The 26,463-nt window shown below is 70.3% G+C and carries 18 protein-coding genes and 1 pseudogene; 6 read left to right on the forward strand and 13 right to left on the reverse strand.

Going from position 1 to position 26,463, the window contains the following annotated elements:
• Positions 1–12 precede the first annotated feature (12 nt).
• Together AC0680_RS19505 and ku are read right to left on the reverse strand one after the other, a co-directional pair.
• A complete protein-coding gene (locus AC0680_RS19505; RefSeq protein ID WP_478630516.1) occupies positions 13–789 on the reverse strand; it encodes an Fpg/Nei family DNA glycosylase in 777 nt (258 codons plus the stop codon).
• 70 nt (positions 790–859) lie between these two features.
• The gene (gene ku, locus AC0680_RS19510; RefSeq protein WP_478630190.1) at positions 860–1,834 is read right to left on the reverse strand and encodes a non-homologous end joining protein Ku; all 975 of its coding nucleotides are present in this window, start codon (positions 1,832–1,834) and stop codon (positions 860–862) included.
• A gap of 446 nt (positions 1,835–2,280) precedes the next feature.
• On the opposite strand from ku, the gene katG reads away from it, so the two are divergent.
• The gene (gene katG, locus AC0680_RS19515; protein ID WP_478630193.1) at positions 2,281–4,470 is read left to right on the forward strand and encodes a catalase/peroxidase HPI; all 2,190 of its coding nucleotides are present in this window, start codon (positions 2,281–2,283) and stop codon (positions 4,468–4,470) included.
• Positions 4,471–4,593: 123 nt separating this feature from the next.
• On the opposite strand, the gene AC0680_RS19520 is transcribed toward katG, so the two are convergent.
• Positions 4,594–7,437 carry a SpoIIE family protein phosphatase gene (locus AC0680_RS19520; protein ID WP_478630196.1) on the reverse strand — a complete coding sequence of 948 codons (2,844 nt, stop codon included), beginning with the start codon at positions 7,435–7,437 and terminating at the stop codon, positions 4,594–4,596.
• Between the two features lie 104 nt (positions 7,438–7,541).
• On the reverse strand, positions 7,542–8,822 hold the full coding sequence (locus tag AC0680_RS19525) for a helix-turn-helix transcriptional regulator (RefSeq protein WP_478630199.1): 1,281 nt from the start codon (positions 8,820–8,822) through the stop codon (positions 7,542–7,544).
• A 362-nt stretch (positions 8,823–9,184) separates the two neighbouring features.
• On the opposite strand from AC0680_RS19525, the gene AC0680_RS19530 reads away from it, so the two are divergent.
• From AC0680_RS19530 to AC0680_RS19540, 3 genes are read left to right on the forward strand one after another with little or no spacing between them, the layout of a single operon-like run.
• The gene (locus AC0680_RS19530) at positions 9,185–10,558 is read left to right on the forward strand and encodes an ATP-grasp domain-containing protein (protein WP_478630202.1); all 1,374 of its coding nucleotides are present in this window, start codon (positions 9,185–9,187) and stop codon (positions 10,556–10,558) included.
• Entirely contained in the window at positions 10,555–12,573 is a 2,019-nt protein-coding gene (locus tag AC0680_RS19535) for a PEP/pyruvate-binding domain-containing protein (protein ID WP_478630205.1), read from the forward strand. The genes AC0680_RS19530 and AC0680_RS19535 overlap by 4 nt, the downstream gene beginning before the upstream one ends.
• Positions 12,570–13,958, forward strand: coding sequence for an MFS transporter (locus AC0680_RS19540; protein ID WP_478630208.1), 1,389 nt, complete (start codon positions 12,570–12,572; stop codon positions 13,956–13,958). Before AC0680_RS19535 ends, AC0680_RS19540 begins: the two co-directional genes overlap by 4 nt.
• Here AC0680_RS19540 and AC0680_RS19545 read toward each other — a convergent pair.
• Positions 13,943–14,464, reverse strand: a pseudogene (locus AC0680_RS19545) (anthrone oxygenase family protein); the annotation flags it as partial. The gene AC0680_RS19540 and the pseudogene AC0680_RS19545 sit on opposite strands and share 16 nt — an antisense overlap.
• 143 nt (positions 14,465–14,607) lie before the next feature.
• Complete coding sequence (locus tag AC0680_RS19550; protein ID WP_478630211.1) at positions 14,608–15,207, reverse strand: 2'-5' RNA ligase family protein; 600 nt, start codon at positions 15,205–15,207, stop codon at positions 14,608–14,610.
• Positions 15,208–15,511: 304 nt separating this feature from the next.
• Between AC0680_RS19550 and AC0680_RS19555 the strand changes: the two genes are divergently transcribed.
• Entirely contained in the window at positions 15,512–15,997 is a 486-nt protein-coding gene (locus AC0680_RS19555) for a phosphodiester glycosidase family protein (protein ID WP_478630214.1), read from the forward strand.
• A gap of 315 nt (positions 15,998–16,312) precedes the next feature.
• On the opposite strand, the gene AC0680_RS19560 is transcribed toward AC0680_RS19555, so the two are convergent.
• Positions 16,313–17,470, reverse strand: coding sequence for a Dyp-type peroxidase (locus tag AC0680_RS19560; protein ID WP_478630217.1), 1,158 nt, complete (start codon positions 17,468–17,470; stop codon positions 16,313–16,315).
• Positions 17,471–17,557: 87 nt separating this feature from the next.
• Between AC0680_RS19560 and AC0680_RS19565 the strand changes: the two genes are divergently transcribed.
• Positions 17,558–18,895: a right-handed parallel beta-helix repeat-containing protein gene (locus AC0680_RS19565; protein WP_478630220.1), complete on the forward strand. Its 1,338-nt coding sequence runs from the start codon at positions 17,558–17,560 to the stop codon at positions 18,893–18,895.
• Between the two features lie 7 nt (positions 18,896–18,902).
• Here the strand turns inward: AC0680_RS19565 and AC0680_RS19570 are convergent, their stop codons facing one another.
• From AC0680_RS19570 to AC0680_RS19595, 6 genes are all read right to left on the reverse strand, one after another.
• On the reverse strand, positions 18,903–19,691 hold the full coding sequence (locus AC0680_RS19570; RefSeq protein WP_478630223.1) for a hypothetical protein: 789 nt from the start codon (positions 19,689–19,691) through the stop codon (positions 18,903–18,905).
• A gap of 202 nt (positions 19,692–19,893) precedes the next feature.
• On the reverse strand, positions 19,894–22,311 hold the full coding sequence (locus AC0680_RS19575; protein ID WP_478630226.1) for an SdrD B-like domain-containing protein: 2,418 nt from the start codon (positions 22,309–22,311) through the stop codon (positions 19,894–19,896).
• Between the two features lie 466 nt (positions 22,312–22,777).
• Entirely contained in the window at positions 22,778–23,050 is a 273-nt protein-coding gene (locus AC0680_RS19580) for a hypothetical protein (protein WP_478630229.1), read from the reverse strand.
• Between the two features lie 342 nt (positions 23,051–23,392).
• Complete coding sequence (locus tag AC0680_RS19585) at positions 23,393–24,493, reverse strand: aromatic ring-hydroxylating oxygenase subunit alpha (RefSeq protein ID WP_478630232.1); 1,101 nt, start codon at positions 24,491–24,493, stop codon at positions 23,393–23,395.
• A 372-nt stretch (positions 24,494–24,865) separates the two neighbouring features.
• Positions 24,866–25,462 carry a BTAD domain-containing putative transcriptional regulator gene (locus AC0680_RS19590; RefSeq protein WP_478630235.1) on the reverse strand — a complete coding sequence of 199 codons (597 nt, stop codon included), beginning with the start codon at positions 25,460–25,462 and terminating at the stop codon, positions 24,866–24,868.
• A gap of 73 nt (positions 25,463–25,535) precedes the next feature.
• Positions 25,536–25,856 (reverse strand): hypothetical protein, encoded by a 321-nt coding sequence (locus AC0680_RS19595; protein ID WP_478630238.1) that lies wholly within the window; start codon positions 25,854–25,856, stop codon positions 25,536–25,538.
• Positions 25,857–26,463: the final 607 nt, after the last annotated feature.

Here is a 26,463-nt window from a genome sequence, read left to right on the forward strand (position 1 = left end):
GCGGAGCGCCGTTCAGGACTGGCATTGCGGACACCAGACGGTGCGGCGCCCGGCGCTGCGACCGGAGCTCAGGGGCCGGCCGCAGCGAGGGCACAGCGGCTCGCTGTCGTCGCGTCGCCCCGTGAGCCAGGATCGCCGCGGCGGTACGCACCCGTCCCTCACGGAGGTGCGCAGCACCCGGCCCATCGCCGCGTGGAGGTCCCGGTACGCCGTCTCGCTCAGGTCCCGTGCCGCGGTCCGGGGCGCGATGCGGGCCCGCCAGAGGATCTCGTCGCACAGCAGATTCCCCAGACCCGCGATGACGGACTGGTCCATCAGCGCGCTCTTGACGGCACCCCGCCGCCCGGACAGCAGATCCGTCAGCTCCGCCCGGTCCACGCCCAGGGCATCGGGCCCCAGCCGGTCCAGGATCCGGTCGACGGCGGAATCGTCGGCCAACTGCACGCCCTGCAGCTTGCGTTGGTCGCGATAGCGCAGGCTACGGGCATCGTCGAGGGTCAGCGCAAGGCGGTCGTGCACGGCGAACGGCTCACCAGGCGAACAGCACCACAGTGCGCCCGTCATGCCGAAATGAAAGACGAGGGTGGGACCGCCGTCCGTAGGCGCGAACAACCATTTGCCGTGCCGCCAGGCCCTCCCCAGCCGCCTTCCCTCGCATTCCTTCCGCAGCCGCTTCTCGGTGACCCCCCGCAGCACCCCCGCATCACGCACGTCGACGCCCGTGACACACCGCCGGCCACAGCCGATCAGCACCTGGCGGAACCCCTCGACATCCGGCAGTTCGGGCATCATTCCTCGACTCTCCGCCGTGCGGGAGCGTGGCGCGCCACCGGACGTTTCCCCGGGCTCGCCCCTCCGGTCAGGCTGCCTTCCGACGCCCCTGGCGCGCACGTCCGGCAAGGGACGCGATCAGCTCCTCGCGGTTCATCGAGGAACGTCCGCGGATACCGGCCTCACTGGCGCGCTCGTACAGCTCGGACTTGGTCAGACTTTCGAGATCGCTTTTCTTGGCCTTTCTCCGGCCTTTTCCTTTACTGGGCCCGCCCTTCGCGCCTCGGCTCCGAGCTGATTCGACGCTTTCCTGCAGAACACTCATCAGATCCACGACATTGGTGGACTCCGGTGGTTCTTCGGCCTTCTCCACGCTCTCGCCCTTGCTCTTCGCCTCCACCAGTCGACGGACCCGCTCCTGGTACTCGTCGTGGAAATCCTCGGGTGACCAGTGGGCGGTCAGTGCGTCGATGAGCTGCGTTGCGGTCCGTATTTCCTTCTTCGTGACCTTGGTTTTGCCGGGCAGGTCGCGCACCTCGCTGTGCGGATTGCGCACTTCGTCGGCCCAGTGCAAGGTGTGCAGGGCCAGCACCTCGTCCTCGGCTTTCACCGCGACGAGGTATTCACGGTTGCGCATCACAAACGTGGCGATGCCGGCCTTGTTGGAATCCGTCAGTGCCCGGTGCAGCAGTGTGTAGACTTTTCCGTATTCCTTCCCTGCCGGCCCCAGATAGTATGTCTGGTCGAAAAATACCGGCTCAACTTCTTCCAGGTCCACGAACTCGGTGATCTCAAGTGCCTTGGATCGGCCCGGTGCGATCTCGTCGAGTTCGTCCGGCTCGACGACCACGTACTCGTCTCCTACATCGAGCCCCTTGACGATATCGTCCGCGGAAACCTCCTTCCCCGTGCGCTCATTGATGCGCTTGATGCGGATCCGGTCGGCGGTCCCGCGCTGGAGCTGATGGAATCGGATGGTGTGACTGTCGGTCGCCGAGTACATCCGCACCGGCAGGGTGACCAGCCCGAAGGTCAGAACTCCATTCCACACGGGTCGGGCCATGCCGAGATCACCTCCTTCCCTTTCATGACACCTTCGCGGCGCGGAGATCGCATGCCGTGGCGGTATGACCATCATCGGCCGTGCCGCCATCGCCGATGGGTGATCGCCCGTACAGAGCGGCGTCGGGCCGGGGCGCCGCCGACCACCTCGCCGGGCGTCGAATTGTGTGATGCGGCGATGCTCTGCGTGTTTCGTAGCGGTGCGGTCTTCGGTGCGCGACCATACGGACGCCGACCCGGGCTCGATCATCGACGTCGTGTGTGAGGGAAGGTTCTCGCCGGCCGCCAGCCCGCGTTGACTGCCGCGGGTCTGGTCGGGCGTTTCCAGCCGGCGGGTGCCATGGCGCGCTACGAGCGCGGGTCGCAGCGCTTGACGCCGGCAGAGCAATCGCCGGCAAGAGCAAGCAGCCAGCAGAAGGAAACACCGCGACAGGAAGAAGGACGGACGTGTCCGGCAGCGAAAGCGAGAACCCGGTAATCTCCTCCCCGGCCCCCACGCCGACTCGGCCCCGGACGAACCGGGACTGGTGGCCGAATCAGCTGGACCTTCAGATTCTCCACCAGCACTCGTCCCGGTCCAATCCGATGGACGAGGACTTCGACTACGCAGCAGAGTTCACGACCCTCGATGTCGACGCGCTGAAGCAGGACGTCTTCGAGGTGATGACGACATCGCAGGACTGGTGGCCCGCCGACTACGGTCACTACGGGCCGCTCTTCATCCGGATGAGCTGGCATGCCGCGGGAACGTACCGCATCGCCGACGGCCGGGGCGGTGGCGGCGCCGGTGCTCAGCGCTTCGCCCCCCTCAACAGCTGGCCGGACAACGCGAGTCTCGACAAGGCACGCCGTCTGCTCTGGCCGGTCAAGCAGAAGTACGGCCGGAAGATCTCCTGGGCCGACCTGCTGATCTTCGCCGGCAACTGTGCCATGGAATCCATGGGGTTCAAGACGTTCGGTTTCGGATTCGGGCGGGAGGACATCTGGGAACCCGAGGAAATCTTCTGGGGGCCCGAGGACACCTGGCTCGGAGACGAGCGCTACAGCGGCGACCGGGAACTCGCCACTCCTTTCGGCGCCGTGCAGATGGGGCTGATCTACGTCAATCCGGAGGGGCCCAACGGCAACCCGGATCCGATGGCCGCCGCCAGGGACGTTCGCGAGACGTTCGGGCGGATGGCGATGAACGACGAGGAGACCGTTGCGCTCATCGTCGGCGGCCACACCTTCGGCAAGTGCCATGGCGCGGTCGACCCCTCGTACATCGGTCCGGAACCCGAGGCGGGGCCCCTCGAGCAGCAGGGCCTCGGCTGGCGGAACACCTGCGGCAGCGGCAAGGGCGCCGACGCGCTCACCAGTGGGCTTGAGGGCGCATGGACCGCGGAGCCGACGAAGTGGGACAACGGGTACCTGGACAACCTGTTCCGGTACGACTGGGAGCTGACGACGAGCCCGGCCGGCGCGAAGCAGTGGACTCCCAAGGACCCGTCGGCCCACGGCACTGTGCCCGATGCCCATGATCCGTCGAAGCGGCACGCACCCATGATGCTGACGACGGACCTCGCGCTGAAGCTGGATCCGGTCTACGGGCCGATCGCGAAGCGCTTCCACGAGAACCCGGACGAGCTCGCGATGGCGTTCGCCAAGGCGTGGTACAAGCTGCTGCACCGCGACATGGGGCCCATTTCACGCTACCTCGGCCCGTGGATTCCCGGGCCGCAACTGTGGCAGGACCCCGTCCCCGAGGTCGATCACGAACTGGTCGCGGACGAGGACATCGCCGCCCTCAAGGGCGGGATCCTCGCCTCGGGGCTGTCCGTCTCCCAGCTGGTCACCACCGCCTGGGCGTCGGCGGCGAGCTTCCGCGGCACCGACAAGCGGGGCGGCGCCAACGGGGCACGGATCCGCCTCGCGCCGCAACGGGACTGGGAGGTCAACGACCTTCCCCAGGTGACCGAGGCGGTGCAGGCCCTGGAGCAGATCCGCCAGGACTTCAACGGCTCGCAGACCGGCGGGAAGAAGGTGTCCCTCGCCGACCTGATCGTCCTGGGCGGCTGCGCGGCCGTCGAGCAGGCCGCGAAGAACGCCGGGCACGACATCACCGTCCCGTTCGCACCGGGGCGCACGGACGCCTCGCAGGAACAGACCGACGTGGAGTCGTTCGCCGTGCTCGAACCCAGGGCGGACGGGTTCCGCAACTACCTCCGGGCGGGGGAGAAGCTGTCGCCGGAGACGCTCCTGCTGGACCGCGCCAGCCTGTTGACGCTGACCGCTCCCGAGATGACGGTTCTGCTCGGCGGCATGCGGGTCCTCGACACCGGCTTCGCGGGATCCTCACATGGTGTCTTCACGCACCGGCCGGAGACGTTGACCAATGACTTCTTCGTCAACCTGCTCGACATGGGCACGGAGTGGAAGGCGTCGACCTCGGCCGAGAACGTGTTCGAAGGCCGGGACAGTGCCACGGGCGAGCCCAAGTGGACCGCCACCGCCGTCGACCTCATCTTCGGTTCGCACTCCCAGCTCCGAGCCGTCTCGGAGGTCTACGCGTCCCAGGACGCGGCGGAGAAGTTCGTGCGGGACTTCGTGGCAGCGTGGGACAAGGTGATGAACCTCGATCGGTTCGACCTGGCCTGAGTCCGATGCCCCGGTCGGCCACTCGTCGGCCGACCGGGACATCCTCGGGATCGGTTCACGGCGGTGACGAGCGGCACCGGCAGCCGGGCCGTCCGGGACGATCAGGTGCTCAGCGGGCGAGTCTCATACGTCCGCAGGCAGCGTCTGCTCACACCAGATGACCTTGCCGGTGGTGGTCTGCCGCGTACCCCAGCGCTGTGTGAGCTGTGCGACGAGCAGCAGACCCCGGCCGCCCTCGTCGAACACGCGGGCCCGGCGCAGGTGTGGTGCCGTGTTGCTGCCGTCGGTCACCTCGCAGATCAGCGCGCGGTCGCGAATCAGTCGCAGCCGGATCGGAGCGGCGCCGTACCGGACGGCGTTGGTGACGAGTTCGCTGACGATCAGTTCGGTGACGAACGCGCTGTCCTCCAAGCCCCATGCCGACAGTTGGCGGACGGCGGCCGTGCGGACCCCGGCCACCGCAGCGGGGTCGGCGGGCACGTCCCAGGTCGCGACCCGTTCGACGTCGAGGCGTTGGACACGGGCCAGCAGCAGGGCGGCGTCGTCGGCGGGGCGGTCTGGCAGCAGGGTGGCGACGACCTCGTCGCACAGGGCGTCCAGCGGGAGGTCCGGGGCCGTCAGCGCCTGCCGCAGCGCGTCGATCCCCGCGTCCATCCCACGCTGTCGGGACTCGACCAGGCCATTGGTGTAGAGGGCGAGCAGGCTCCCCTCGGGCAGTACCGTCTCCACCGCTTCGAAGGGCAGCCCACCCAGCCCGAGCGGGGGTCCGGCCGGCAGGTCCAGGACGGCGGCAGTGTGGTCCGGGCGGGCCACCGCGGGTGCCGGGTGTCCGGCGCGGGCGAGGCAGCAGCGACCCGAGACCGGGTCGTAGATGGCATACAGGCAGGTGGCGCCGACGTCTCCCGGGGCGGCCGACTCCCCGTCCGTCTCGGATTCGGCGGCCAGCCTGATGACGAGGTCGTCGAGGTGCGTGAGCAGCTCGTCAGGAGCCAGGTCGACATCGGCCAGGGTCCGTACCGCGGAGCGCAGTCGGCCCATCGTCGCGGATGCGTGGATGCCGTGTCCGACCACGTCACCGACGACGAGTGCGACGCGTGCGCCGGACAGCGGAATCACGTCGAACCAGTCGCCGCCCACCCCCAGCCGGGGATCGGCCGGCAGGTACCGGAAGGCCGCCTCCACGGCGGACTGCTCCGGCAGGCGCCTTGGCAGCAGGCTGTGCTGCAAGGTGAGAGCCGCCGTGCGCTCGCGGTGGAAGCGCCAGGCGTTGTCCAGACAGACAGCGGTCCGGGCGACCAGCTCCTCGGCGAGCGCCAGATCGTCGTTCTCGAACGGCTCGGGGTGCCGGGACCGGGCGAAATCCACCACTCCCAGCGTCGTGCCCCGGGCGATCAACGGCACCTCGATCCACGAGTGGAACCCGTATTCGCGCCCTTTGGCGAGACGCGCGGGGTCCGTCGCCAGCCATGCGTCGATGGCCGGATCCGCCACGCGGTGCAGCTCCGACCGCCCGGTTGTCAGGCAGCGCGCCTGCGGCGACTCCTCGGGGTAGAAGACGACGTCGCCCACCTCGACCAGAGCCTCCGGTGTGCCCTCCAGAACGGACTGGTGCGCCACCCGGCGCAACTCGGCGCCGGTGACCGGTCCCGGACGCAGCTCGCTTCCGGTCAGCAGGGGCTCCAACAGGTTCACGCTGACGAAGTCGGCGAGCCGGGGTACCGCCACGTCGGCCAGTTCCTCCGCCGTGCGCCCCAGGTCGAGGGTGCTGCCGATGCGCGTGCTGCCCTCGTTCAGCAGCTTCAGCCGCTCCCGGGCCTCCTCGGCCCGGCCGGCCAGCGCAGTCAGCTCCGTGGTGTCGCGCAGCGTCGCGACCCATCCGGCGGACCCGCCGTGAACAGCGGTGGGCCGGAGATTGACGGCAAGCAGACGACTCCCGGACGGATGCACCTCGTCGGTCACGGTGCGCCTCGTGCCCAGCAGCGCGGCCATTTCCGGGTCCAGGCCCAATGCGTCCAGGGGCAGTCCCTCCGCACTCGCGCGCATGCCGAGCAGCTGCCGGGCCTCGTCGTTGGCCAGCACCAGCCGCCGCTCCGCGTCCAGGATCAGCACGCCTTCACGGACCGAGTGCAGGACGGCGTCGTGGTGCTCGAACATCCGGGTCATCTCGACGGGTCCCAGGCCGTGCGTCTGACGCTGCAGCCGGCTGCTCACCAGCGCCGCCCCGCCCGCGGCGAGGACCAGCGAGCCCGCCGCGACGCCCACGAGGACCGGCAACTGACGGCTGACCGTGGCGCCGACATCCACGGTTTGCACGCCCGCGGTGACGATTCCGATCACCGTGCCCCGTGCGTCGGTGACGGGCACGAGGGCCCGGACCGCGCTCTGCGGCTCGCCCTTGAAGAGCTCGGTGAACGATTGGCCGGCCGCGGCCCGCCCGATGTCGCCCTGGGCGCGCCGGCCGATCAGACCCGGCTCGGGGTCGGTGTAGCGGACCCCGCTCTTGCTGAGCACGGAGAGGAAACCCACGCCGGATCCCTTCCGGGCGGCTTCTGCGAGCGGCTGGAGTGCCGCCGTGGGATCGGGCGACTGCAGCGCCTGCACGACGCCGGGGGAGTGCGCGAAGCCCTCCGCCACAGCGAGTGACCGGTGGCGGGCGTCGGTCTGGGCGTCGTTCGTGGTCTTGAGCACCAGGACCACCATCGCGGTGGCCGCGAGCAGGAAGAGCACCGTCAGCTGCCATACGAACGCCTGGCCTGCGACGCTCCGCAAGCTGAAGAGCGACGCCAGGTACGTCTTCCAGGACCGGCCGGCGGCGCGGCGCGACGCAGAGCCCACTTCTCCGGCGTCATGCCCATGGCCGGGGTTCCGGTGACCCCGCTGGTGGCCTCGGCGTCTGTCGGCCCACAGACGGCGCGGTGCGCGCCAGAGTGGGCGACCCAGTACCGAGCGCCAGCCGAACCTGCGCATATCACCATTTTCCATCACGCCCTGCTGGGGCGAATCATGACTGGGCGCGAGGAATGGGCCATGGACATGACCATGAGGAGCCGTGTCCTGGCCGGTGGGCCCGTCTACACGGCCCTCGGTGAGGGGGTGACGGTCGCCGAGCGCGGGGGCCAGGACTGCGGGACGAGGATGCCGAGGGCGTAGGCGCGAGCGACCAGCGCGCACCTGTTGGGGGCGCCCAGGAGGTCCCGGAGGCGGCTGAGGTGGTAGTCGACGGTCTGACGGGAGAGGTGCAGCGAGACGGCGATATCCGCGTTGCTGCGGCCGACCGCCAGCAGCGACAGGATGCGCTCCTGGCTTGCCGTCAGGTCGGGGTGGGACTCGTGGGCGATGCCCTGGTGGGTGACGACCGCCCAGACGCTGGTGGCGCGGGCCGTGCCCCGCCCCACCGTCGTCAGGTGCAGCCGGGCCCTGCGCTGCCGGCCGTGGGCGTCGACGAGCACGGCGGAGGTCTGGATCCGCCGGCTGCGGCGGACTATCAGATCGCGCCAGCCGCGCCACAGCCCGGCTGACTCCGAGGCGGGCGCCAGCACGCTGTCGGCCCGGCGGCCGACCAGGTCGGACAGCCGGATCTGCAGCAGTTCGGCGGCCGCCGCGCTCGCCTGCTGGATCCGGCCGCCCGCGGAGATCAGCGCGCACGGCAGCCCGCTGTGGTCGCGCAGCGCGCACAGGCTCTCCTCGGCCTCCCGCCGCTGGTGGAGCGCGCGGGTGTAGTCGCTGATGTCGACGTAGATGCCGGCCACACAGGTCTCGGTGCCCTCCTGCACGGGGAAGCGATGGCCGGCCGCCTGCCCGCTGCTGCCGTCCGGGCGGTGATAGGTGAGCGTGTGCCGCACCGGCTTCCCGCGGGTGAGCACGTCCTCGTCGAGGGCGAGGACCCGCGCCGCGTCGACGGGGGAGTCGACCTCCGCGACGTGTTTGCCGATCACATGCTCCGGTGTGGTGCCGTACAGGTGGGCGTAGGCGTGGTTGGCCCACAGGTAGCGACCGCCGGCGTCCCGGATGAAGGCCGCGGCGGGGGCGAGGTCGGCGAAGGCGTCGTAACGGCGGTCGGCGGCCGGGCCCGTGCCCACCTCCACGGCGAGCCCGCGGGAGCGGCCCTGCCGCGGCGTTCCGGGACGCCAGTGCACGTCGAAGAGCCGGCCGTCGAACCGCGCCTGCCGGTGGCCGACGCCGGAGGCGGACGGGCCGGGCGACTCCCGGCACACGGTGTCCAGGAAGCGCTGCGCGGTCCCCGTGTCACCGAACGCACCACCCCCGCTGTCGATCACCCGCAGTTCACCGTCGGCCTCCCACCAGGACACCGGAAGGCGTTCGAGCAGCGACTTCAGACCGGTCTCGTCCACAACGGCCCCTCTTTGGCGAAGAGTTCAACGAGTTCCACGGCGGCGCGCATGGTGCGCCACCGCCATGCGTATCCGGAGCTCCCCGGCCACATGCCCGCTTCTCGGCCGATCTGGAGGCACGGGCCCCGGCCGCCGGTCCGCTCTCCTCACCGCCATACAGCATCACGGATTCTTCACGGGCTGCCGGCGAACTCCACAACTCTGGCGTTTGCCTGAGTGCGTGAGGCCCTCAGAGCCCCATCGGGAGGCGTTCGGCTGGTTCTCTTGAAGTACGGCGCACGGACAGCGGATCCGGGCCCGTCGGCCGCCCCGGTCCACCGGTAGGTACGGCCCCACCCCACCTGCAGAGGAGTCGAATTCCAGTGAGTACGGTGCTGTTCGTGTATGCCAAGGGCGGTCCGCCCCTGGGGTATGCCCTGTCACGGGTCGCCGCGCGGTCGGCAGTGCACCTGCTGGCGCTCAGCACGCTTCCCCCCAGCGCGGCCCCGGTCGCCGAGCGGCTGTGCGCCTCGGTGCTAAGCCCCGCAGGGACCGAAGGGGACGATCTGGTGTCCTTGATCGTGTCCCGGGCCGAGGCCGTCGGCGCCGACGCGGTCGTGACCTTCTCCGAGTACGCGGTCGTCGCGGTCGCCGAGGCCTGTGTGAAACTCGGCCTCGCCGGGGCCGGCGGCTTCAGCGCGCTCGCGCGCGACAAGCGGCTGATGCGCCGCACCTGGATGCAGCGGGGCATCTCCCAGCCGCGGTTCCGTCCGGTGGCTGACGAGCAGGAACTCCGCGACGCGGCCGCCACGCTCCGCCTCCCCCTCTTGCTGAAGTCCGCCTGGAGCGCGGGTTCCACCGCACACCAGATCATCCGCTCCGCCGACGAGATATCGGCGGCGTGGGACCGGGCAGGCGCCGTGATGGCCGAATCCGCGGAGCTGGGCTACGCCGAGCTCCACGTGGCCGGAGCCGGCGGGGACTTCCTCGTCGAGGAGATCGTCCCCGGCACCGCCGACGGCTGGTTCGAGCAGAGCGGCTGGGGCGACTACGTCAGCGTCGAGGGCGTCGTCGCCGACGGCGAGTTCCGTCCGGTGTGCCTCAGTGGCCGGATGCCGACCGTGGCCCCTTTCACCGAGCGCGCCGGCATCACCCCCGTGCCGCTGCCGGACGACACCCAGCGGCGCATCGTGGCCCTCGCGCGCGACGCCGTCGACGCGCTGGGCCTGGAGAACTGCGGTACCCACACGGAGATCAAGCTCGGTGCGGACGGCCGGATGTGGGTGATCGAGACCGCCGCACGGTTCGGGGGCGCGATGACCGTCCCCCAGATCGAGGAGGTCTTCGGCCTGGACCTCATCGGCATGCTCGTCGACCAGTTGCTGGGACGGCCGGTCGAATGGCCCGCCCGCGCCCTCACTTCCCAGGACGCGTCCGGTGCGGCCGGCTCGCTCGTCGTACTCGCCGTCGACGCCGCCGGTGACGCCTGGCCGGACCGTCGCCTCTGGGACTTCCCGACGGTACGGGACGCGCTGCCGCTCAGCGCCGGCAGCCGGCTGACCGTGGTGGCCGAGAACTCGCTCCCCGACGGCGCTCCGGTACCGGTGTACGACCCGACCGCGGGCGCCAACACGATGGCAGCGCTCTGCCTGCTGTCCGCCACCGACCCCGGGACCGTGCTCCACGACTTCCAGGCCCTCGTGCACGCCCTGCCGAAGGTCCTTCCCCTCGCCGGCGCCACGGAGGCCCGCTCATGAACGCCACCCTCACCCCGCCGGCCGCCGCTGCACCTCCCGCCACCGATCGCACGGCCGTCGGCGAGCACCTCGCACTGCCGCTGTTCCGAAGCCTCTCCGGCTCCCTCGCCGGCCACCCGTACCTCAAGGTCGTGGTGGACCGCGCCGAGGACACCTGGCATCTGCTCGACACCGCCGTCCACCCCTTCCACGTCGACTACATAGCCACCCGCGTCCTCGGCATGGAACCGGCGGAACTGGACTCCTGCCTGGACGCCTTCAACGCCTCGGTCTACATGGCCCCCGACCGCCGCTTCCTGCTGGGAGTGCTCTCCTTGCACACCGACCAGGACACCGAGGGCCGCCGCCGGCCCTTCCTCGTCCTGGAGACGACCGAGGCCGACACGATGGACGGCCCCTTGCTGGAGGAGTTCTACTCCTTCGTCCGCCACCGGCTCGACGGCCGGCTGTCGCTGCTGCTGAAGCCGGCGAACCACGGTCAGGAGCACGCTCTCGCCGCCATCAGCGACGTCCGGGTGCCGCGGATCCTCAGCCACGAGCTCTTCGGCCACCGCACCCGCACACCGCTCAACCCCGGTGAAGCCGTCGGCCGGCTCCGCCACTTCCGTACCACCGAGGAGTACGCGGCTGTCGCCGGCCTGGTCGGCGGGTCCGACATCCTGGCCATGCCGTGCCTGCCGGACGATGTGCCGCGCGTCGCGGGCTTCATCAACACCGCGACGACCACACCGCTCTCGCACACCAACGTCCTCGCCGCCGGCTGGGGCATCCCCAACGCCATCGTCCGCGACCTGGACCGGCTCATCGAGAACGACAGCCTGGACGGCGGCTGGGTCCGCTACCGGGTGACCGAGGACGACATCAGCCTCGTCCCGCTCGCCCCGACGGCGGTGCCGACCGCACCGACCCCGCACCGCCGGCTGATCCGGCTGCGGACACCGCTGCTGGACGACCTGTCCGCACGTCCGCTGCACCGACTGCGCCTCACGGATCAGAACCGCTACGGCACCAAGGCGGCCAACCTCGGGGAGCTCCATCACGTCCTGCACGCCCGAACCGCCGACCTCACCGCCTTCCACGGGCAGCCGCGACCGCCCCGCCCCGACCTCTACCGGCATCTGGCCGCCCGCCTCGGCACCACGCACCCCGCCGACCCCGGCGAACTCCGCGCCGCGGCGGCCGACTTCGTGGCCGGGACCGTCGGCGCGCCGGACGGCACCGCCCTCCCCTTCGGCCTGCAGCACCGCTTCCTGCTCTCCTCCCCGGAACTGCGACAGGGCGTCCTCCGGCTCAAGGCGGCCCTCGACGACGGCGCTCCCGAGGCCGTGGAACCGCTCTGCCTGCGGCTGCAGCAACTCGTCCGCACCACGGCCCTCCCCGACGAGGTGGCCCGCGAAATCCTCCGGGCACTGCCCACCGGGCCGGCCGCCGGAAGCCGACTCGTGGTCCGCTCGTCCGCCAACGCCGAGGACCTGCCCGGCTTCTCCGCCGCGGGCGTCTACACCTCGGTCACCTCGGTGCACGGAGCGGACCACCTCCTCGACGCCGTACGCGAGGTGTGGGCCTCCCTGCTGTCGCCGCGCAGCGTCAGGCTCCGCCACCAGGCGGGCATCTCCCTCGACGACACCTACATGGGCGTGATCGTCCAGCCGTACCTGCCGGCCACCCTCGGCGGAGTACTGGTGACCTGCAACCCGACCAGGCGCTCGGACTTCCGCAACGTCTGCCTCAACTGCTCGCCCGGATCGCCCGAGGCCGTCGTCGACGGCACGGCGCAACCCCTGCAGTACCTCTACAACACGGTCGAGGGCGGTGGCCGCACCGTCGCGCTCGGGTCCTGCGGCAGTGACCTGCCCGCCGCAACGAGGGAGAGGCTGGCAGACCTGGCCCTGGCCGGCCGGCTGCTCCAGTCACACTTCAGCGCACCGGACGTGGACCGTCCGCTCGACATCGAGTGGCTGATGACCGATCAGGGCGCCTTCCACCTGGTCCAGATCCGCCCCTACGCCCGATGAACCGCCGCAGCGCACACCCGGGCACCACCGGCACGCCCCACCCTCCGACCCCCCGGGCCCGCCGGACCATCCGCCTGAACAACACCTTCCAGCTGCTGTTCAACCTCCTGTGGTGGATGCCGGTCTTCTACGCCTACCAACGGCAGGCGGGCCTCTCCGACGGACAGATCTTCGGCATCCAGAGCATCTACTACATCGCCTTCTGCCTGTTCGAGATCCCGACCGGACTGGTGGCCGACCGCATCGGGGCCCGCAACTGCCTGCGCGCCGGCGCCGTGGTGATGACCGCGGCGAACCTGGCGCCCCTCCTCGCCCCCACCTACACCGGCTTCCTGGCGCACTTCCTGGCGATCGCCGCCGGTCGCTCCCTGACCTCCGGCGCCGCCAGTGCCTACCTCTACGACAGCCTGCGCGCCCAGGGCGCGGGCGAGCACTATCTGAAAGCCGAGGGGCAGGCGAGGGCGTGGGGCCTGGGCGCGAAGGTGCTGTGCTGGCCGCTGGTAGGCCCCCTCATGAGCCTCGCGCACGGCGCACCGTACGCACTGAGCGCCGTCAGCGCCGCCGGCTCCCTCCTCTGCGCCATGGTCCTGCCGGGCCGGACCGCCCCCTCCCCGCACGCGGACGGCCCGCGCCGCCGGCCCGCGGCACTGCACGACGCCACCGCCGCGCTGCGCACCCTGCGCGCCACCCCGTGGCTCGCGCTGGTCATGGTGCAGGGAGTGGCGGTCTTCACCCTCTCCCGCATCTGCCAGGTCAACCTCTTCCAGCCCGTTCTGCTGGACCACGGCATCGGCGAAGGCTCGCACGGCGCGGTACTGGCCGCCATGACCGTCGCGGAGGCGGTGGCCTCGGCCCGCCCGCAGTGGCTCACCCCCCGGCTGCGACCGGCGTCATGGGTGACACTGCTCAGCCTCGCGATGGCCGCGACACTGGCAGGTCTCGCCCTCGGCGGCCCGTGGACCGTCCTCGTCCTGCTCTGCCTGTTCGCCGCCGTCTGCGGCTTCGTCTACCCGCTCCAGCGCAAGCTGGTGAACGACGCCATTCCCCACGGCGCGCCCCGTGCCACCCTGCTCTCCGTCGAGAGCATCGTCGACCGTGCCGTGTGCGCACTGGCGGCCGTGGCCACGGGCGCCTACCTCGCGGCAGGCCGACTGGACGCCCTGCTGTGGCACAGCGCGCTGCTGACCGCCGCCCTGATGACCGTCTGGCACCTGGCACTACGACGCTCCCGGCCCCGTGCCCACACCCGCCCGCCGCTCGCCTCGACCACAGCCCCCGTCCGCGAGCAGCCGACGACGAGGACGATCAGCAGAACGAAGGCGGCGAGGGCGGCGAATGTGCGCATGGTGTTGAACAGTTCCCAGCGCCGCAGGATCTCCCCGTGATCGGCCGGGGCCGAGGTGAGCGCCCACTGCTTGATCCGCCCGTTGATCGGCACGTTGCCGAACCGGGTTATGAGAAAGGACGCCAGGGCCAGGAGACCCGCCGCCCCCGCGAGCAGCCGGGCCCGGCCTGCCGTCAGGACGGCGAGCGTGAGGGAACTCAGGATCGACGCGCCCATCGCCGCCTGCATGCTGATGCCGTTCATCTTCATCAGTTCGGCGTGGAACGACAGCCGCATCTCAAGTGGTACCGCACGGAAGGTGGGGACGAGATTGACCGCGCCGTAGCCGAACGCACCGGCGAGGAGGCCGGTGCTCAGCAGGGCGAATCCATGGACGACTTTGATGCGCATGTGCGTCGGCTCCGGTGCAGGGGCGTGGGGCGGCTGAGTCGCCGTGGGATCGGCCCCGGCCCCGATAGGCGATGAACCGGAGCCGAGGCCGGCTTCAAGGGTCGCCGGGTACCCGCCGGAAGTCCAAGATCCTTCACTTCTGACATCCAGAACCATCCGTTCTCAAACCGCCGGCGACGGGTGCTCCCCTGCGACGGGGCGTCAGGCGGTCAGTCCGCCAACTCCCGTGCGTCTAACGGGAGCCGCCACGCATTGGGGCGGTGCACGGCGTCGAAACCCACCGGACAGCGCCTGATCCGCTATTCCTCCGGCAGCCGGCGGACCGCGCCCTTGCCCAGCGTGACCACGGCCCGGGGCCGCATGGGTCCCTCGCCGCGCCGGGAGAGCAGGACCACCTCCTCCACCACGGCCGACGATGCGCCGAGCCGGCCGGCGCACGCGGCGGCCAGTGGACGAGGATCGCGAGTGCGGCCGAGGGACAGATGCGGAGTGAAGCGATCGCCACGCCCACGGCAGAGCGGGAACCGCAGCCCCAGTGCCCGGTGCAGACGGGTCCACGGACCCAGGCCCGCCGCGGCCGGATCGAGCCACACCGTCGCGTAGTGCCGGTGCCGGAAGTACCGGACGCCGACCAGCCGCACCGTGAACGCCGCGCACTCCGCCGCGCCGGCGGAGAGCAGCGGCACCGCCTGTGCGAACTCCTCCTCCGGTACGAAGCCGAACAGTAGATTCACATGTGGCGGCCACCGCCGTACCTGCGGATCATGCTCCCAGCGGATCTCCTGGATCGCCGGCCACAGCTCCCGCGGCGGCAGCCAGGCCACCGCCGTCCGGGCCGTCGGCGCCACCTCGAGCACGTCCACCGGCTCCGCCCCGCCGAAATCCGGATTCCATCCCACCTTCCCATGGTCCGAGACGCGCCCGAATCGCACGAGTCGGCGCGCCGAGGCCATCGATGGTCCGCGGACCTACGGCCATCAGGACCCGCGCACCGTACTCTCGTCCGAGGGCGGCGCAGCAGGCGAGTTGGCCGACCGGACTTCCGATGTTCACCCGCGGGATCGTCGGTGATCGCCGTCGCGGCGGCGGGACTCGTCGTCCCAGGTGCCGTCGTCGAGCGGTACGGAGACTCCGCGGCCGCCGCTTCGACGGGCGCTGCCCCTCGGCCGATCGCCGGCTGGCGGCACGACCGGCTCGCCTCCGATGTCGACCTGTACCAGGGGAGGATCTCGGGCCGTCCCGGCGCGGACCACTGGACGGTCACGGTACGCACCGAAGGAGCTCGCCTCGCCACCGAGCAGCGAGCGGAGGCACTGGCGCGGCGTATACCGGGTGCCTCGGCCGGGATCGCCGCGTACGACGGGCAGCTGCAGAGCGCGGCGACCAACGGCCGGATCTCGTCGGTGCTGCGCGGCGACGGTCTGCGCCCGGAGTTCAACAAGCTCCGCACGGAACTCGGGGTCCGCGCGGGCGGCGCGTCCGCGATCGTGGACGGCGTACCAACCCGGCTACAGCGACGGACTCGGGCTCAGCGACGGGGCGGAGCTGATGAAGTCGCTCGGTGCGGTGCGCGCCATGGCCCTCGACGGAGGCGGTTCGGTGAGCACGATGGTGAACGGCAAGCTGATCAACTCACCGTCGGACGGCACTGAGCGAGCGGTGGGCGACGCCTTGCTGCTCACCCGCTGACGGCGAGCGCTGTCCAGGCTGACAGGCGGACCGACTGGCGGCCGCCATGCAGGTGTGCCGGTGAGCAGCCCCCGAAGGGTAGGTGGCTGCCGTCGCGCGTCGGGGCCAGTCATCCGCTGTGGTCGGCGGGTGCCGTCGCGGGGCCGAGTCATGGCCGCAGCCCCGGGCCACGGGGCGCGGTCACGTGAGTGCGCCCGCGCGTTGGACCGGCCGGCATCGCTCCACGCGTCCGGCGCGGATCGCGCAGGGACAACCGGCCCTGCCATTTGCCGCGAACGACGCGGCGCGGTCTCCCCGCCTGCGAGTCGGTCGTGCTCAGCCGAACAGCTGGGAACCGAGCGGGCGTTGCCGGTCGAAGCCGGGGAGGATCAGGAACGTCGCGCTGGCGGTTGTGGTGGTGAAGGGCAGCAGCGCGTCGGAGGTGTCCATGTGGGTGAGGGTGGCGGTGAAGGTCCGCAGGTCGTTCTGGAAGCTGATGAAGAGCAGGCCGGGGGCGGGATCGTCGGTGCCGTAGGAGCGGCGGAGCATGAGCCCGACCCCGACGACATTGGCGTGCGCTCTGCGCACGTGGGCGTCCGCGGGGACGAGGTAGCGCCCGTCGGGTGTCTTGGCTCCGAGTTGCGGGCCCGAGGCGGCGGTGCCGCCGGAGAGGGGTACGCCGCTGGCCCGGCGTCGCCCGAAGACCGCTTCCTGTTCGGCTACGGACAAGGCGGCGAACCGCGGCAGGTCGAGTTCCATGCGCCGCAGTACGGCAAGGGTGCCGCCGGCGACCGCAGGGGGCCCCGCCAGCCACAGGTCGCGTTGTTGTTCGGCGGCCGTGTGCGGGCCCACGATGCCATCGATGAAACCGAGCGGATTGCGTGGCACGGTAAGGCCGTTGCCGACGGACACGTTCGTACCGCGGCGTGCGGACTGGCGCCAGCGTTCGCGGATGCGGTCACCGGCCTGGTCCAGAAGCGCGGCGGCGACGACCGGTAAGAGCAGCGCGTCGCTGGCGCAGATCTGTATCAGCAGGTCTCCGCCGCGTGCTTGCGGGGCGATCCGCTCGCGGGAGAATCGCGGCAGGTCGGCCGAGCCGGGCAGCGAGGCGCCGGTCGTGCGCACCAGCCGGGGGCCCACGCCGACGGTCACGGTGAGGTCGCCCGGCGGCAGGCCCAGCAGCCGTGTGTCGGTCCCCGCTGTGAGCGTGCGGATGGCCTGGCCGAGTTCGGCCAGTAACGGGCCGGCAGCCACGGTGGCACCGAGGTCGGCCACCACGGCGAGCAGGTTGGGCTGGGCCGGCTGAGGGAGCGTGATGCCTGCCTGATGGCGGCCCGTCGCCGGAACCGGCATGGGCGTGGCGCCCGAGGCAGCGGTGTGCCGGCTTCGCCGGGCGGAGTCCGATGTGCACCCGGCGGTCAGACCGGCGGCCAGCATGGCGCCGGTGACATCGAGGAACGTGCGGCGTGACGGACGGTGATCGGCTCGGCGCATGGGGTGCAGAGTGCCACACCCGAATCGCGCACGCCGCTCAACCTCGCGATTCTGGCGTGGAATTGGGCGTCATGCCAGACTGGGATCATGCCTCGATTAACCCTTCGCGTGTTGGCGGCGGTAGTGGGCACGCTGACACTGGTGGCAGGCTGCGGCGGCGATGGCGGATCGGGCAAGGGCCGGCGTCCGGCCGGTGCGCAGGTGACGATCCGAGTACCTGCCGATGCCCCGACGATCGCGGATGCGGTGTCCTTGGCTCGGCCCGGTGACCTGGTGCTGGTCGCACCGGGCGTGTACCACGAGTCGGTGAGGATCGACACCGCGCGCATCACTCTCCGCGGTGTGTCCCGGGACAAGGTCGTCATCGACGGGCGGTTGCGGCAGCCGAACGGCGTCGTCGTCTCGGCGCCCGGGGTGGCCGTGGAGAACCTGACCGTGGAGAACAACACGCAGAACGGGGTCCTGGTCACCGGTTCGGCGAAGGTGGCCGCCGGCCTGCCGGGGGGAAGCGGCGGCTACGACACCGGCGACGAGCCCGTCACCTTCCTGAAGTCGTTCCTGGTCTCCCACGTGACCGCTACCCGCAACGGTCTGTACGGCATCTACGCGTTCTCCGCCCAGAACGGTGTCATCGAGCACTCGTACGCGTCGGGCGGCGCCGACTCGGGCATCTATGTCGGCCAGTGCAGGCCCTGCAACATCGTGGTGCGGGACAACGTCGCCGAACTCAACGCCGTCGGTTACGAAGGCACCAACGCCAGCGAGGACATGTACGTGGTCGGCAACCGCCTGGTCGGCAACCGGGTCGGACTGACCACCAACTCCGACCACCAGGAGAAACTGCTCCCGCAGAAGGGCTCCGTCATCGCGGGCAATCTGATCGCCGCCAACCAGCAGACGGCCACCCCGGAACAGGCCGACGGCGGGTGGGGCATCGGCGCCGGCATCGACGGCGGCAGCGAGAACCGGTTCGTCCGCAACCGCATCGCCGGCAACCGCAACGCCGGGCTGGTGATCACCGCGACCGCCGACCTACCTCCGGTCGGCAACCAGATCGTGCACAACACGTTCAGCGGCAACGGCGTCGACGTCGGCTGGACGTTCCCCACCGCCACGCGGGGACGGGGCAACTGCCTGCGGGGCAACGATCTGCGCACCACCGTGCCCGCCCGGCTCGCGACGACTGCGGCCTGCCCGCTTCCGGCCGGGTCGTCCTCGCCGGCCGGCACGTGGGCGGCGCCGTCGGCACCCGGTGGCATCCCGTTCACCGAGGTCGCGGCGCCTGCTCCGCAGCCGCAGTTCCCCGACGCCGCCACCGCGGGCGCCACCGCCGTCCCGCCCGTCCCGGCCCTGCCGAAGACGGCGGGCATCCGGCTGCCGCCGGCGTCCCTGCTCGCCGCGAACGCGCGGGTGCAGACGTCCTGAACAGCGGCTACCGGGTCGGGGCGGTTCCGCGTACCGGCTCGACCGGCACGTACTTGTGGGTGTCGAAATCGATGACTACCGGCTCCGGCTGTGAACCCACGCTGACGCGGACCCGGTACATGGTGCCGTCGGAGCCGATCCAGTAGCGCACATTGCCCGCCGTACCGGAGCGGTCAGGGGAGGACGGCCCGGTCATGACGTCCATCCAGCGCCCGTCCACCTGCTCCCGCCCCCACCACGCGGCGCCGTTCTGCGGCAGCAGTTCGGCGTTGTCCGGTCGGTCGCCACCGAGACCGAGCGCGATGGACAGGGAGGTGTCCAGCGCGCTGCCGGACGACAGCGGCGGACGGTCGTACCAGCCCGAACGGGGCGGCGACGCGGGTGCCTGCGCCGGGGCGTCCGTCATCGGACGGACGTGCACCGAGGTGGGCGTCCACTGGATCAGCCCGTCGCTGGACCTGGCGCGCCCGGTGCCGTGCACCACGCCGTAACCGACCTTGCGCCGGTAGTCGACGGACCCGGTGACGGTCAGCCCGCCGGCGGTGCCCGGCACGGTGATCGTCACCGCGCGGCCCTGCGCCTGGTAGTTACGGAATCGCGTGATCGCCAGCCGGCCCGCCTCATCCGTCGTCAGCGGGCGCGGACCGCCGGCGTCGGAGCCGCCGTCGGCGACCAGGAACGCGGCGGCCGTGGCGACCGCGACGGCCGCGATGCCGATGACCGCCGCGGCCCGACGCGGCCGCGGCCATCGGCGCCGGTCGGACGGACGCCTCGGTGGGGCTTGCCGAATTCTCACGCTCCGCACGCGGTTCGAGGGTGACACTCTCCGATTCATCCCTTCGATCACCACACCGTCCGGCCGCCGCGGGCTCGCGGCGGCACGCGGCAGCCTGGTGGCAGACGACGCCGAGGCCGGCCCTCCTGGACCGGCCGAGACGTGATCCGCCCGTCCGCGCCGTCCGGATCGCGGACGGGCAGATCACCGTTGTGCGGTTCGTTCAGTGTTGCCGGGCGCGACGATTCCGGGTCACGAACGCGATGACCAGGCCCGCACCCACCAGCAGACCGACGATGCCGATCATCTCCGCCACCCCGGGCGTACCGGTGTTCGCCAGCGAACCCCCGCCTCGACCGGCCGGGGCCGGGTGGTTGGCGGACGGCGCGGGCGACGGCGGAGTGGAGGCCGCGGGCGGCGTCGGAGTCGGTGTGGGAGTCGGTGTCGGTGTGGGAGTCGGTGTGGGAGTCGGTGTTTCCTTCGGGATGTACACCCCGGCGTCGATCGTGTGATCGACCCCGCCCGGCTTGTCCGGCGCCGTGACAGGCGCGTTGCCGTTGCACAACGGTCCGGTGGTCGGCGGGGTCACATTGGAGTCGTGCGCACGGTTGGCACCGGCCCGCGGGAGCGTGAACCTCAGCTCGCTCGCCGGGGGCTTCTCGGGCACCTGGCTGGTGTCCGCGGTGCACACGTCGAACTGCACCGTGTACTTCGCGCCAGGCGTGAGTTCGTACGCGGCGCCGACACCGCCGAAGTAGTACTCGCCGGCGGCATTGGTCCTGGTCGTGGCGACCTGTTTGCCGTCCGCGTCCAGCAGGTTGACCGTCGCCCCCGGCAGCAGCACGTGCCCCGGGTCCTGGATCCCGTTGTGGTCGCCGTCGAACCACACGACGTTGCCGATCTGGATCGGCGCGTTCGCCGCCGCGTACGCGATGTCACCGAGCCCGCCGGCCTTGCCGAACCCGCCTTGTTCCCGGCTGACGAACTGGAACCCGTTGGCGGTCGGGTTGTTGCCCGGGCCCTGACCGGTCGTGATGTCGTGGTAACCGGTCCCTGAGGTCGCGACGTTGACGACCGGGTCGAACTCCGTGCTGACGACCCACTGCTGCTGCGGGATATAGGCCACCGACCCCAGCGCGGTCTCCTGGTGCGCGTTGGCGTAGAAGTCGCCAGGGAAGTATTCGACGACATCGGCGGCCTGGCCGCCATTATTGGCGGGGGCGGCGTGGTTGGGGCAGCTCCCGGTGCCTTCCCACTGGTATTCACCGGTAGGGGTGGCGCAGACCATGGTGATGTCACCACCGGACATGCCGTTCTCCGCCGTGCCGTTCCCCGGGCGGGGGTCCAGCCCTCCCCAACTGAGCACGTCCATGAACCGGTCGCGGAAACCGAGGATCACCGAGCCGTCGCGGGCGAAGGCGAGGGAGGCCAACTCCGGCTGCGGATCGATGAAGACGTTGCCCGACTTCCGGTCGTCCCACGTGTCCAGGCTGGTGTTCCACGGATTCCAGTGGGTCGCCTTGTCGCCGGAACCGAAGACGCTGCCGCGTTCGGCCGTGAGCGGGTGGCTCAGCACCGTGGTGAACCGCTTGCCGTCGTAGGTGGAGACGAAGGCTTTCAGGTCCGCGCGCCGCTGTGTGCTCTCCGCGCTGCACACGCCGCCGACGTAGAGCGTGTTGTCGTGGATCTGGAGACCGAACGGTCGCCAGTCGTCGGGGCTCGCGCACCCCGGGTCCGGGATCGGGACCGTCGACTCGGGCGCCGCGGCGGTGGCCCCCGTCGCGCCGAAGCTCACCAGGCTGCGGGTCCGCAGGTTCACCGCGTACAGCGTGGAGCCGTCCTCCGACAGGGCCAGGCCGCCGATGCTCTCCTTGCCCGGTGCGTCGGTGAACCCGGGATCCTTGATCATGTTGGCGGTGTCGTGCCGCGTCACCGCGGCATCCGGCACCCGCGCGAAGAGCTCCGGCGCACCCGAGCCGTTGGCCGGCACCGTGTAGATCGCGCCCCCGCCCTGCGGCCCGTACGGGGCGTACCGGCGGGCGAACGCGCTCTGGAACAGCCGGGTCCGGTCCTTGTCGTACGCCAGCCCGTACGTCGTGCCCACCTGGGCCTGCGTGGCCAGCGTGGTCGGGCAGGCCACATCGGTGGGGCACGTGCCCCGGGTCTTCGTTCCGAACGCCACCAACGCCCGGTTGTCGGTCCCGTTGGCGCCGTTGTGGATCGGTACGAAGTACCGCGAGTCCGGCAGCGCGTAGTCGGCCGGGTCCCACACCCCCGTCACCACCGAGGCGTTCTTCCCACCCGACACATCCACGAACGACGTGAAGCTGTCGAAGTGGTTCCCCGCCGTCGACGCGGGCGCCGCCTGCAGATGGCCGCTGAACGGCGCCGGGATGCTGACGTCGACGCGGTACTGGCCGCCGCTCAGCACGGTCGACCGCGACACCACGACCTTTCCGGTGGCATCCGTGACGCCGGTGACAACGTGCCCAGCGGGGTCGGAGACCTCCACCTTCATGCCCCGCTGCGGCACGTTCATCGTCGCGTTGATCACGCCGGTGCCGAAGAAGTCGCGCAGCACCTCAACCGTCAGCGTGCCGTCGGCGGTCGAAGCGGCGGCCGGTCCAGTCGTCGCTCCCACGGTGCCGCCCGCCAGCAAAAGGACGGATAACGCGATGCGCGTCGGCGGCTCCGCAAGCCTCCTGGCTAACTGGCGCGAGTCTCTGCCGAGTCGGTTCATGGCATCACACTCCACACTTCTCATGTCGTGAAGACGAAGCACCCGCTACTCGCTACAGGTCCACTTCGTGACCGCAGGTGCGAACGCCGGTCGCGAACGTGACGGAAGAAAAAAGGGCCCACTGCTGTTGCGTGGACCGCTTCGTGGTGAATGCATGAGGATATTGCGGGAGTGGTAAGAGCCGCAGACCAGGAAAAGCCAACGCGCGTTCACGACCTTGGTCAGGGCCGCCCTGGGTTGCGTGTTTTTGCAGCTCAGTCACGGTGCCTTCGCCCCCCACCCCCGACCTCACCGACCGCCATCGCGAGCAGCGCGCGATAGCGTATCCGCTGAAGCCTGGCGTCACCAGCAGAACCCTTCGCATCCATCAGGATCCGCGATATTCTCCCAGCGCCCAAAGAATGGCGACCGGAAGAATGTGCGACAGCGGAGTGATGGTCGAATCTATTTTCGACGGTTCCGTGCGTCCGGATGACGCGTCTTCCGGGACGCGCTTGTCAAGGCGCTTGTCAACGTGCTTGTCAACGTGCTTGTCACGCAAGGGTGTTGCGTAGTCGAGATCGGTCCGGTTCGCCTGCTGCGCGATTGACGCGGCGTGATATTGATATGCGGATCCGGACAGCAGTCCGAGTCCGCGCACCCGGCCCTCCCGCGTCCTGGCCGACCGGGCGTAGTTTTCCCGCGCAAGCCCCTCGCGTGACCAAAGCAAGAGCCGACACCGGCTACCGCACGAGAGCCATCGACCACGGCGGCGCGAGCTGCCGCATACAGGCCCTTGAAACCCCTCAGGTGAATAGGAAGCGGAAGCGGAGGTGGACGTATCCGAAAACCGAGGGACGCCCGCCGGCCCCGGATGAGGCGGGCGGGCCGGCGACACGAGTGGGTGCTACGACGGATTGCGGAATCAACGCGCGCTCGCGGACCAGGACCGGAGTCGCGGCGCCGGAGGGTGCGGTGGCAGGCGGTACCAAGTCAGCGGCGGTCATGACGTCCCGGTGGGCAACGTGTCCGGGGGGTAGAACTGACGCACCCAACGGCGGTAGTGGCCGATGGCGCTCTCCTCAGGGGTGAGCCCGGGGTTTGGCTCGTACCGCTTCCAGTTCCAGATCCTGGCATCCTGGCGCATCTGGTGGGCTACGGTCTGCATGAGCGCTTGCGCCGCCACCGTGGACAAGGACATGGAGGCGGCCTTCCGGAGCCGGGAGGGATTCGCGCGCGACGCGGCCTCTGTCACGATGACTACGCGCAAGTGCGTCTGCCATGGCCCGACCGGGGTCGCCGTGAGCACTACGCCCAACGTCATTCCGACCTGGTGCAGCGTCACCTCCCCCGACGCCAGGCCAGGGCCGGACAGGACCACGCCCTGTTCCACGTTTATGGTCGCCAAGCGGACGGACAGCCTGATGTCCGCGCTGAAGGCTATACGCAGCAACGGCCCTTCATCTATCGGCGGGGTTACCTCACGAAGGGCAACGTTGTGCACGATCGGCTGATGCTGGTAGTCGACGAAGCTCTCCATGACCTCCTGGGGGTGCGAGGTCAGGAGCGTGCTCCAGGAGGCGGCGGGCGCGAACCTGTCATCAGGTAGCTCTGAAGGTTCCCAGGCAGGCGGTGCGGCGTCATGTCCGTGCCACACGTAGATGATCTTGCCCCGCTCGCGCACGGTGTACTGCGCCAGCGTCGTCCGGGGCGGCGCTCCGCCGGGGACCTTGACGCAGGATCCCTCGACGTCGAAGGCGTAGCGGTGGAACGGGCACACCAGATGCTCGCCCTCAACTGCCCCTCCGGCGCCGAGGTGGGCGCCCAGGTGGGGGCAGTGGGCATCCACGACCCGCAGGACGCCGCCCCTGGTGCGGTAGAGGACGACATCGCGGCCCATGAAGCGCCGGTTCACCACCGCGCCGGCCGGCACCTCGCGGGACAGCGCCAGGCAGAACCACCCCGACGGGTACGGCAGCGGAACCCGGTCTCCCTCTCCCATGGGTCGGTCGGTCCGCAACGGAACGGCTCCCGGCCGCACTCGATTTCGGAGCCTGGCCAGCGATTGCCTGTTCAAGGTCTTCCTCCTCGTCCCTTTGCTCACGGCCGCCACCTGAGCGGCCACTGCGCTGGTGGCGACTGGACCGCTCCTGACGGCGATCACCGCGCCGACCTGTCCCTGCAGTGTCAGCAGTCCTTGTCCAGCGGGGTGCACCCGGCGCAGGAAGCCAGGTGCGCTTCGGTCGGGAACCGCGTCATGTCCGAGCCGGTCTCTGCCAAGGCGTCCTGCGCGGCGCGGCGTCCCTGCCCGGCATCGAGGCCGTCGATCCGGCCTGGTGTTACCTCCAGCAGGGGCCGCGTGGCGCGCGGTGAAGGACTCGGCCCCCTCCAGCGCCTTGCGGAGCAGGCTGATCTTGCGGCAGGCCCCGGCGCCGGCCAACTCGGCCAGGGCCCGGGCGTCGTGCGCCTCCGGGCATCAGATGGCCCACGATGTCCCGCCGGTTATCCCGTGCAGGTCGACCACAGACGACAACTCGATCGCCGACACCGCTACGGTGCCGTGTTGTCCTGTGGCCGGTCTTCTTCCACGTTGGCCAGTGGGACCGTGGGTCTTGCCAACGCTCGCGTGGCCGCTACCACCAGCGCCGGTGACAGCCGTGCGCACGCCTCGGTCACCTCTGAGAAGAGGGCGGCGCTGTCGAGGTCGCCGGGGGCCGGCCGTGGTCGGCGTGGCCGGGATGTCTGCCAGCGGCGGGTCGCCCCAGGTGTCGAGGGCGCGCCGGGAAAGCCGGGCGGCGCCGTCGACGCCGCCCAACAGCTGGGCCGCCCGCACCTGCTGGGCCAGACTCTGGAGGCGATGCAGGTCCGGCACGTCACCCCACAACGCGTGAGCAAGAAGTTTTTTACTAAAGCGGCGCTCGCCATTACGTAAGCGGAACAAGGTGCTCCGCTGGCGGGGTCTCATAATTGCCAAGGGATCGCTGTTCGCAAAGCGCACCGTAACTGGCCCCCTGATTGCGAACTGCACTTCGGCCCCCCGTCTGAGTAGCAGTTCCCGCCAACATGAGGCCATGAAGCCATGAAGCGTCTCGGCTCCCGACGCACGATGCTATTCGATCATTATTTTGGCGGTTGCCGTCAAGACCCTACGGTCCGCTCATCAAGGCGGAGATGAACGTGTGGAGTTCCTGGGTGATCGAGATCATGTCGCCGGCGCCGGCCAGTAGGGAGAGGTCCTGGCGGATGACGTCGATCGTCTCCCACTGGGCGGCGTGCTGGTGGCGGCAGTTCGGCGTGCTGGCAGCGGCAGTAGCCGTGGCGTGCGGTGCGGGTGTCTCCGTTCGGTTGCCCGGCGCCACGGTGCCCGGCACCCCGAGCGGCTGCAGGGTCCGCCGCTGCTTCTCCTCGGCGAAGGAGTCGCGGCCGGTGACCTTCTCGAACTGGTCGTCCACCCAGGCTTTGCCCATGACGGGGATCCCTGCAGTTCCGGGCGGTCTGCTCGACAGCGCCCTTCGGAGCTGCCTCACTGTCCGCGGCGGCGGGCCTGGGCGCGGCGGCCACGGAGTTGAGCACGATCGTGTCTGTGGATGCCTTGCGCGTGCCTTGGGGGAGTGGCATCTAGCTGCCACACCGGTAGACCGGGGCGCGGGAACTTCTACGGTAGGCGCCGAGGCAGCCTCGAGGGAGGTTCCATGGACCAGTTCAACGGTGAACCGAAGGTGAACCGGAAACCGCGCTCAATGACGAATTTGTGCTGCTGGCATTGGGACCCCCGCTTCGGGTCCACTCGTGCGACGGTCGCATGGGGCGCACATCGATTTAGCTGCTCGGCGCGGGCCTGATACGGCAGCAGCGTATCCGGCTACGGTTTCCCACCGGGGCGAGATCACAGTGAACATGGCTGTGGCCCGGGGTGATTCCGTCCGAGCGAGTGGAACGGTACTCTCCCGCCGTGATCTGCACCGTCGCCTTTCGTATGCGCATTGGCGTGAGGCGACTTTTTTGAGAGCCCTGAAAGTGAGCAAGGCGACGTTCTGGAAACTGAACCGGCCAGACGGTACGAATTCTGGTAGT

The sequence above is a fragment of the Streptomyces sp. NPDC043738 genome, assembly GCF_056436545.1.